9 protein-coding genes and 1 pseudogene are annotated in these 9,326 nt (G+C 39.1%); 4 read left to right on the forward strand and 6 right to left on the reverse strand.

What is annotated here, in order from left to right; all coding sequences use genetic code 11:
• The 3 genes from EWV66_RS18545 to rpiA form a co-directional block, all read left to right on the forward strand.
• Positions 1-549, forward strand: a 549-nt coding sequence (locus EWV66_RS18545) for an RNA-guided endonuclease InsQ/TnpB family protein (protein ID WP_287108689.1), incomplete at its 5' end; no start/stop codon positions are given.
• 44 nt (positions 550-593) lie between these two features.
• Positions 594-1,121 (forward strand): RNA recognition motif domain-containing protein, encoded by a 528-nt coding sequence (locus tag EWV66_RS18550; RefSeq protein WP_052275454.1) that lies wholly within the window; start codon positions 594-596, stop codon positions 1,119-1,121.
• Between the two features lie 72 nt (positions 1,122-1,193).
• Positions 1,194-1,904, forward strand: a complete 711-nt coding sequence (gene rpiA, locus EWV66_RS18555; protein WP_002747271.1) for a ribose-5-phosphate isomerase RpiA — start codon at positions 1,194-1,196, stop codon at positions 1,902-1,904.
• A gap of 257 nt (positions 1,905-2,161) precedes the next feature.
• On the opposite strand, the gene recF is transcribed toward rpiA, so the two are convergent.
• Entirely contained in the window at positions 2,162-3,289 is a 1,128-nt protein-coding gene (gene recF / locus EWV66_RS18560; RefSeq protein WP_185237563.1) for a DNA replication/repair protein RecF, read from the reverse strand.
• A 205-nt stretch (positions 3,290-3,494) separates the two neighbouring features.
• Here recF and EWV66_RS18565 point away from each other — a divergent pair, with 205 nt between their 5' ends.
• Positions 3,495-4,067 carry a DUF2808 domain-containing protein gene (locus EWV66_RS18565; RefSeq protein ID WP_287108692.1) on the forward strand — a complete coding sequence of 191 codons (573 nt, stop codon included), beginning with the start codon at positions 3,495-3,497 and terminating at the stop codon, positions 4,065-4,067.
• Between the two features lie 240 nt (positions 4,068-4,307).
• Here EWV66_RS18565 and EWV66_RS18570 read toward each other — a convergent pair whose 3' ends face one another.
• The 5 genes and pseudogenes from EWV66_RS18570 to EWV66_RS18590 all read right to left on the reverse strand — a co-directional run.
• Positions 4,308-4,952 carry a Uma2 family endonuclease gene (locus EWV66_RS18570; RefSeq protein ID WP_002788315.1) on the reverse strand — a complete coding sequence of 215 codons (645 nt, stop codon included), beginning with the start codon at positions 4,950-4,952 and terminating at the stop codon, positions 4,308-4,310.
• Positions 4,953-5,860: 908 nt separating this feature from the next.
• Entirely contained in the window at positions 5,861-7,177 is a 1,317-nt protein-coding gene (locus EWV66_RS18575) for a protein kinase domain-containing protein (protein ID WP_185237564.1), read from the reverse strand.
• A complete protein-coding gene (locus tag EWV66_RS18580; protein ID WP_287108694.1) occupies positions 7,174-8,748 on the reverse strand; it encodes a PP2C family serine/threonine-protein phosphatase in 1,575 nt (524 codons plus the stop codon). Before EWV66_RS18580 ends, EWV66_RS18575 begins: the two co-directional genes overlap by 4 nt.
• A gap of 17 nt (positions 8,749-8,765) precedes the next feature.
• Positions 8,766-8,906 (reverse strand): hypothetical protein, encoded by a 141-nt coding sequence (locus EWV66_RS18585; RefSeq protein WP_287108696.1) that lies wholly within the window; start codon positions 8,904-8,906, stop codon positions 8,766-8,768.
• Between the two features lie 115 nt (positions 8,907-9,021).
• Positions 9,022-9,326: pseudogene (locus EWV66_RS18590) on the reverse strand (hypothetical protein); the annotation flags it as partial.

The raw sequence follows: 9,326 nt of genomic DNA on the forward strand, positions 1-9,326 counted from the left end.
GCTAGGCTTCATCTTAAAGTATCAAGACAACGTAAAGACAAAGCAATTAAAGACGCTTTGGCGTTAGTCCAGTCTAATGATCTGGTAGTCTATGAAGCTTTAAAGGTAAGAAACTTAGTCAAAAACCGTAAGCTGGCCCAGTCGATTTCTGATGCTTCTTGGTATCAATTCACTCAATGGTTGAATTATTTTGCCAAGATTTATCGGATTGTTTGTGTTGCTGTGCCGCCGCATTTCACTTCTCAAGATTGTTCAGTTTGTGGGACGAGAGTGCAAAAAACATTAAGCACTAGAACTCATCAATGTCCTAACTGTAAAACAGTCTTAGATAGGGATCATAATGCAGCAATAAATATTCTTAAAAAAGGGTTACAATATTTGGGAAATTATCTCAACGGTACTGTTGGGCAAACAGAAACCGACCCAAACGCCTTGGGAGAGTCCGGCCTCTGGATTCTTAATGGAGACATTGAGAATCTAAGCTGTCTCGTTGAACAAGGAATTTCTAACAGCAATGTGGAAAGAATCCCCCGTCACAGCGTAGCTTGACGGTGGGAGTATGTCAAATCACCCTATACTTGGAGGAATCCATCATGTCCGTTCGTCTATACGTTGGTAATTTACCCAAAGAATCCGTCGAGCGCGAAAAATTACAGGCACTTTTTGCCGATGAAGGGGATACGATCACCACTAAAGTCATCAAAGACCGCAAAACTGGCAAATGTCGCGGTTTTGCCTTCGTTACCGTCCCTAGCGATGAACTAGCTGACCAGTTTATCGAAAAATACAACGGTCAATCCTTCATGGAAAACCCGATCAAAATCGAGAAAGCTCTCCCCCGCAGCAAGGGAGGTAAAGAAGAAGGAGAAGAAGCAGAAGGGCCGGAGGCCAGCGTAGAAACCCCGGAAAAAGTCGAAAGACCGACTCCGAAACCGACGACGGCAGCACCGCGCAAATCCAGTAGTGGTGGCGGCGGCGGCAAAAAACGCAAGGCTGAACGGGGTAGCAGCAGTACCCCGAAAGTTACCGGCGATGGTGACGCTTTACAGCCAGATCCCCGTTGGGCCAATGAATTGGCTAAACTCAAGGAAATGTTAGCAGCTCAGGCCACTAATCCCTAATTCCATTGACAAGAGGGCAAGGGATAGCCGATAACTAAGAGGTTCAAAACATCGCTTTTAGGAATGTGCATCATGACAGCAATCGATCCGGTCATTATCATGAAACAGGAGGTCGGTAAGGCCGCCGCTAATCTAGTTCAATCTAATTCAGTCGTGGGATTGGGAACTGGTTCAACGACGGCCTATGCGATCGAATATCTGGGCGCTAGACTGCAAAGCGGGGAAATCAGCAATATTGTCGGGGTTCCTACTTCTTTTCAAGCGCAAGTTTTGGCGAGGAAGTACGGAATTCCCCTCACTACCCTCGATGTCATCGTGAAGATGGATATCGCTATCGATGGGGCCGATGAGGTGGATCCCCAGAAAAACCTGATTAAAGGCGGCGGTGCTGCCCATACTCAGGAGAAAATTGTCGATAGTCTCGCCGATATTTTCGTCGTGGTAGTGGATGGCAATAAGCTGGTGGATAAGTTGGGATCGACTTTTCTTTTGCCTGTGGAAGTGTTACCCATGGCCATGACTCCGGTGATGCTGAAATTAGAGGCCCTCGGTGGTAAACCTTCCCTGCGCATGGGAGTGAAAAAAGCCGGCCCCGTGGTGACAGATCAAGGCAATTTAGTTATCGATGTTAAATTTGATAGTATCGATGATCCGGCTGATTTGGAAAGAACTATTAATAATATGCCGGGGGTTTTAGAAAATGGTTTATTTGTCGGGGTTGCTGATCTGATTCTCGTCGGTGAAATTATTGACGGTAAGCCGGTAGTGCGCGAAATTAAGTAGGCTTAATTATTCTTAAGCTAATAAGTAGTCATGCAAAATTAATTACCTGCCCGATCGAGCTAAAACCCTTACGGGGCAATGATCGTCATGTGTAAATAATTTTGCCTAACTACTTAATAAAACAGGCCTACAGCCTGTTTTATTAAGTAGTTAGGTGTTAAAAACTGTCAGATACCCCCCTTATTAAGGGGGGATTAAGGGGGGATCGAATTATGGGTGTGTACAGACAAAGAGCAAAACAAAGAGATGACTATAGGCTAATAAAAAATATGTCCCTTTTTGACAGAAAATATCTGGGAAGATTGCAACCAGCGAGACTCAAAAGAACTGAGATGAGTGGTGGTAATTAAAGTTTGAAAACGGTCTTCGATCGCATCTAATAATTGATTTTGTCGTTCGATATCTAATTCGGCTAAAACATCATCGAGGAGTAGTAGGGGAGGTTCTCCGATAATCTGCTCTAGTAACTGTAATTCCGCTAATTTCAAGGCTAAAACTAAGGTTCTTTGTTGTCCTTGGGAACCGTAGGATTTAGCGGGGTTTTGGTTAATTAAAAAATCCACTTCATCCCGGTGGGGACCGACTACCGATGTCCCTAGCTGTTTCTCGGCCAAACGACGGGTTTCAATCTTATCTAAAAAAGCCCTTTGTACCCCATTGACATCATCTTCTACCCAAGGCACATTGGGAATATATTGTAATTCTAGATATTCAGTTTTTCCGCTAATACTTTCGTGCCATTTTTGGGCTAAAGGAATTAATCTTTGCAGGACTCGCGCCCTTCTTCTCGTTACTCTTGAACCGGTTTCTGCTAGTTGTAAATCCCAGAGTTTTAGTTGGGATAAATCTGCATAAACTTTTCCCTCTAATTCCTGTTTACGAATCTCTTTTAAGAGAGCATTTCTTTGGCGTAAAACCTGATTATATTGCTGTAAAATATGAACGTATAGGGGTTCTAATTGAATTAATAAAGTATCTAACCAATCTCGGCGAGCTTCTGGACCACCGCGCACTAAATCCAGATCGAGACTAGAAAATTGTACCGCATTAATCACGCCCAAAAAATCGAGATGACGGCGCAGGGGTTGACGATCACGGATCACGGTGCGACGACCAGAAGAACGGAGAATTAAACTTAATTCTGATGCGCCATAAAGACGATTAACCCTAGCAAAAATTCTCGCCTCCGAGTCCGATTCTAGCACCAGATCCCGATCCTTGCTGACTCGATGACTCTTGAGAGTGGACAAAAGTTCGATCGCTTCTAGTAAATTGGATTTTCCCTGAGCATTATTGCCCAATAATATTGTTTTTTTGGACTCGAATTTTAGCAACTGTTCGGCATAATTTCTAAAACTGTGAAGGTGCAGGTGTTCGAGATACATTGCAAGTTGGGGGTTAAGTGTTGGGGGTGGGGGAGTGGGAAGTATTCTCAGTGAACAGTAAACAGTAAACAGTAATCAGTGAACTGAACACTCACATCTGATAACTGATAACTGATCACTGATCACTGATAATGGCAGCGGTTGAGGGTTAAGTGAATTTGCTATAATTCCCCTTGACAATCAATATTCTATAGTAGCTTTTACCTTGAAAATTCCTTTTTTGCCTTTAAAACAGATTGAAAGTCTGTATAAGCTGGCTTTGATTGCTATACTCACTTTTGATGCTTCTGTCTCTCTCGCAGGACAATTTCCCGATGGCAGAATATTTTTTGAGAGTTCTCCCACTCTGGTTAATTTCTCCGCTACTTTCCAATCCGTGCGTGCTTGGGGAGCAAAATACTATCTTACCATCGCTCTACCGCCGTCTCTCGGGGCGCCCTTGGGCAAAGTAACCATACAACAGCAGCCCAATATTCAAACTATTGCTTTTCTTCTCGATCAAACCTTTGCTTTTCTTGGCGATCGCAATCAGCGAGGCGAAAAATTAACCCTAAAATCCACTACTTTTGACCCCAATACTCAGACGATCACGGTCATTTTTGATCCTCCTGTCCCCCCCGGTAATACCGTTTCCATCGGTCTGAAACCAGTACGAAATCCCGATTATGGTGGTGTCTATCAGTTTGGAATTACTGCTTATCCCCCCGGGGAGAATTCCCTCGGATTATATCTAGGGGCCGGACGCTTAACAATTTACGATGCTGGCGATCGCTGGTAGTCCGTTCCACGTCTAAAAACAGTGAGCAGTAATCAGTGACCAGTAATCAGTGAGCAGTAAAAAGACAGTAGGAAACCTCTATTTAATACTGCACACTTAAAAACTCATATCTGATAACTGTTAACTTACCCACTGATAACTGATCACTGATCAATAGGAATAGGTGCAGCCTTAAGCCGAAAACTGTAACCTCTAAATTATCATCGGCAAAAGTTCCCTGACTTCGTTGTACATTTGAAGTTAGGGATTAAGCGTTTGCTTTACCCAAATTCGGAATTGTTTTAATGCCATGGCACTACCGATTTTTTGACTATTTTGTAGGGTTTCTGGAATTTTTTCTATTAGATTAAATTGAGAAAATAGTCGGCTTTGGGAAGATTCAACATATTCTGATCCTTGCAAAACATTGATTTCCAGTCTCTCTCCATTGTATCGCCACAATTCAGGAACACCCAATCGCTCATAATTATTAAATCGGGTTCGCTTAGTAATATCAATCTCAATTGCTAAATCGGGAGGGGGATCAATCGTCAAATCAAGGCGCGTTTTCCCCCGAATAGCGTTACAGTTTTCGATATAAAAAGACTCATCTGGTTCTATTCCTTGATCCATTTGTTGATTTTTAAAGGTTGTTGATCCAGCAGGTTCATAGTCTAACCCTAATTCATCTAGGAGAACTTTAACCAAATCCCCGATTAAAACTTTGGTATTTTCATGAATAAAAAGAGGAGTCATTGCTTCTAAAGTTCCTTGACTATAAGATAGACGAATTGACCGTCGATCTCCCAATTCGTCAAGAATTGTTTCATAATCTTGCCAAGTGAGTGAAGTTAACAACAGGCGGTCGCCTGGGGTAACAGTTAGTTGTTTTAATGCTAATAACATCAGAATTTGTCGGCTCAGTTGTTATGATTGCGCGGTTTAGTCAGTATTTAACTTTTTTCTACCTTAGACTATATATAGCAGTTTTCATCAGAATGAGGCATGGGCAAGGGGCTTAAACTCTTTGTTGGCAAAACTTGTCGATACCTCAGTAACGTGAAAAGCGCTATATGCAAGAGTTCTAGTAAGCTGCCCGCGCATTTAAATTGCTTGTTGAGACGAGGCAAGAGGCAAGACCCAAGACCCGGTAGCATCTCACCTTTGCAATAAGTAGAAATGCTTAATGAGATCAATAAAAAAGTTAAAAAAGGCAACCATTTAGATAGGGTTTGCTGAAAAAGTTTTTCGTGGGGGCAGGGTGTGGGGTGTAGGGTGTAGGGTGTAGGGTTTTACCGATTTTCAGGTGGTCAATTACCCAATTTTCAGGGAAAAAGTCCAGGGATTTTCCCCCTGATCACTCCCATGCCCGGCACTTTTGGATTTCAAAAAAGTCTAAAAGTCTTATCCAACAAGGTTTTTAGATTTATTCAGCAAACCCTAATTAAGCTTTTCAACATCGATAATGTACCTCTTGCGAACAGGAAACGCTATATAAACCAGGCTCTTCTGGTTTCTGTGTGTAAACGAGGTCTATACTGATAGTTTCTTCTTTCAAAATAGTCCTAAAAGTCTTGCCCAGTAAGCATTTAACCTTACATAAGCAAAAATTATCACACAGCACAATTATTTGTAGGATGGGTTAGCGGTAGCGTAACATAATCGGGCGTTGGGTTTCATGCTTCAACCCAACCTACGTTCATTTTATATTTAATTCCACCCACCTATGAAGCTATGGTTGATAAAAATAAAATTATTAATCAAGCAATGGGGTTGATTTTAGGATAGGAGAACTGCACAGAATAATCAGATAGCTAATTAAACCAGTTCAAAATTTTGTTCCAAATAGATGATACAGATGTTGTAAGTTTCTTCCAAATATTATCAAATTTATCCCAAATGTTTTCATCTTTTGGAGGTGGTGTTTTACCCGTGCCAAATTTATCCCAAATGTTTTCATCTTTTGGAGGTGGTGTTTTACCCGTGTCAAATATATCCCAAGCACTTGATGAATTGGTTTCAAGTTTTGTCCAGGGATCTGAAGATGTTGTATTTTTTGGACTGGTTTGAGTTTGAACTCCGTTAGGGGAGAAAGTCCATCCTTGACTTGAGGGAGGAGGGTATGGGGGTGGAGTAGATTTAGGATTAGATGGGAAATCCCAACCGATAGTGGGGGGTGAAGTAACGATTGGAATAGGGTTAGTAGGAGGCTCAAAACTCCATTTAGCTCCTGTGTAATTGTTGACTAAATTTTCAAGAGGTTGTAGGTTTTCAATATTTGATTGTTGACAAAATTTCTCTAATTCTTGGGTAAAATACACAATCTCAGGAGAAAGATTTTTAAGTTGTTTGAAAATCTGGGATGAATTAGGTTTAATTAGGTCTTTTTCGGAAAATAGTAGCCTTTCTTCTTGTTGTATTTGTTGCCAATAGTTGGGATTTTCTGATAGAATAAGCAATGATAAATAAATCACTATTTCTGAGAAGTAGTCAGCTTTTGGACTTAATTTAGATAACTTATTTCTGTTAGGATGTTGATAACCAGGGAGTCCTTTAATATTGTCGGTTGCGTTGCTTAATTGAGGAACATATAAACTATCATAGTCAATTAAACATAGATCACCATTTTTACGCACTATAATATTACCGTGTTGTAAGTCTCCATGAGAAATATTATTTTGATGAAGAATTTTAACCATTTCTAAGAATTTTTCGGCAAAGTTACGGATAGAAGTCGGGTTATTAATATTATTAGATATAAATTTTTTAAAGCTAATACCATCAACCCATTCCATTCTAATAATGGGAAATCTTTGTCCATTGACTAAAATTCCTTGTTCTTGGTAAGCAAAATCAACAAAATAAGGAAGTTGAACTGTTTTAAGATAGGCATCAATCGCCTTATAACGAATTTTTAGATCCCCTAAATCTTCTATCCAACATTTAAGGGCATATTTTTTAGGATTAGTTTGAATTTCATAAACAACGGCTTTTCCGCCATTATGAGACAGTAAAAAGTTCTGATTTTGCTTTTGCTTAACAGGCTTTCCTTTTTGTAAAATACCATCGTATATAAATCTATCAGGGTATTTTACGACTGTTTCATAGTCAGTTCTAAGCGGATATTTCATTTTTTTACATACCCCACAAATGTAAATTTAGACCAATTGGGAAGGGAATCAAATTCAAGTTTTTTAAACTTTGATGGTTCACTTAATTGTCCAAAAACATCCCCTTCTGATACACTAGGAAAGATTCTCAGATTTGTCTTGGGTTTTATTTCTATTTCATCCCTTGCACAAGTATAACATTCATTCAAGATTGCTTGATTAGCATAAAGATCAATCTGAAATTTAATCCATTCCTCTCCTTCTTCTAAAATTAAAACCTTAGATGAGTCAGATAAAGCAGGAATAATAATTTCTTGAAAAGTTTGATCTTTGTAGATTTTAGTTTCTTTTTCAAGGTTCCTATATTTAGGTTTATATTTAGTGACTTGACTAGATGAATTTGAATTGCTTGATTGTTCAGTTTTTATACTATTTATTATGGTCGCAGTGGAGAGTATAGTTAAGATTATATTTACAGGAATAAAAACAAGGAGAAGATTACGGATTTCCTTAATACTGCTTCCCTTAATTCCGGGGTCTTTCGTCGGTTTAGAAGCTGAACTCGTCGAATCGCGGGGCGTCATGGGTAAAGATGGCAGAAATTTTAATAATGTTTGTAGATTGGAGCTTATTTTGGCAAAACCAGAAGTATCTTGTAACTTTTGCTCAGGAGTATTGTCTTCAGGTTCTTCTTCTACGCTTGAAGAATTGTTTTGATCTTCTTTAGAAGGCTGTTCAGTTTCATAACTTAAAGGTGAAATGATAGGAGTATTTTTTTGATTTTCTTTTCTGGTTTGTGTAGGCAAACTGACGATTTCACCATCACTGACTTCTAAAATCATTAAAGTGACATCATCATTTTTCATTTTTATTGTGTCATCCTGTCTAGCAGATTTTACAAAATTCTCAAACTCCTGTATTGTAAGTAAAGTTGTTAAAATATCTCTTTGCTGTTCTGTATATTTAAGAATATATTCAGCTAGAGCGTCAGTTGCTAGTACAAAATAAAGCTTATCTGAATGTTGTTTGTATTTTAATTCGATGTCTAAAAATTTTGGCTCATGATCATTATTTTTAGAGCGACTTCCAAAATATTCAGGTTGATTATTAAAATCCGTTGATTTTTTCAATAAATGGGTTTGAATTAATTGATTTCCCTGAAAAATAAACAGACAGCTATCGCCAACAATTGAGATTTTTGCTTGATTTTCAATAAATTGTAACCCAATAAAGGTAGATGTTGCTGATTTAGAACGCTCCAAACCATTGTAAATCTCAATCCAGGCAAAATTATTACCGCTTTTTGCTTTTTCTAATTCTGCTTTAACTTCTTCTAACCATTTTTGCTGAATTAGTTCAAGCCATTCTTGCCAATTGTTTTTATCAATCTGGGGATTTTCACAAAAATAATTAACAAGAAGTTTTGACCATATACTTGAGTAAAATGATTGAGTTGCACCATCGGCGATCGCAAAACAATTCTTAGCTTCATTATAGCTAAAATTATCTTGACAACCGCTAATGGTTTCCATCTCTTTATGAGTTCTATCACTGAACCGACGGATGACTGAAACTTTATGATCAGATTCCATAATTAATGACAATAACTTTAGCGTAATGCTCCTTGAGAACCAAATTGAAGAAGTTTAATCAGTGCTTCAGCATCAGCATTAAAGATAAAACCTCTGGCATTAGGTTGAACATTAAAACCCGCATTTTTGGCACTCTCAGCAAGAGGCTCAGGAAGCACACTGGGCTCTTCTGGTTTCTGTGTGGAAACGAGGTCTATACTGATAGTTTATTCCGCCAAATAGCACTAAAAGTCTTGCCTGATAAGCATTTCACGATTCCATAAGCAAAAATTATCACACGGAAATATCAAACAAAAAGTTAGCAAATTTATTACTGCTAAAACCAGCATTGTCACTAGGTAACTCTATTTTCCCTGCTGATGCGTTAGAAATATGAGCATTCAAAACAATCACGTTACCGTCACTTGTTTTAAGTTGTGCTAGTTTTTTCGCTTCAGTAGTAGCAGCATTAGAATCATTAGGCTGACTGACGGACACAAGTGGGTCAAAACCTGACAAGACAAGGGTTGCCAAAAAGAAAAATATCTGGGTAGATAGGGAAAAAGCAAGAATCCCTACAAGATGAAAACCGAGAACAG

Source organism: Microcystis sp. M_OC_Ca_00000000_C217Col, from assembly GCF_007095585.1.
Lineage (GTDB): Bacteria > Cyanobacteriota > Cyanobacteriia > Cyanobacteriales > Microcystaceae > Microcystis > Microcystis panniformis.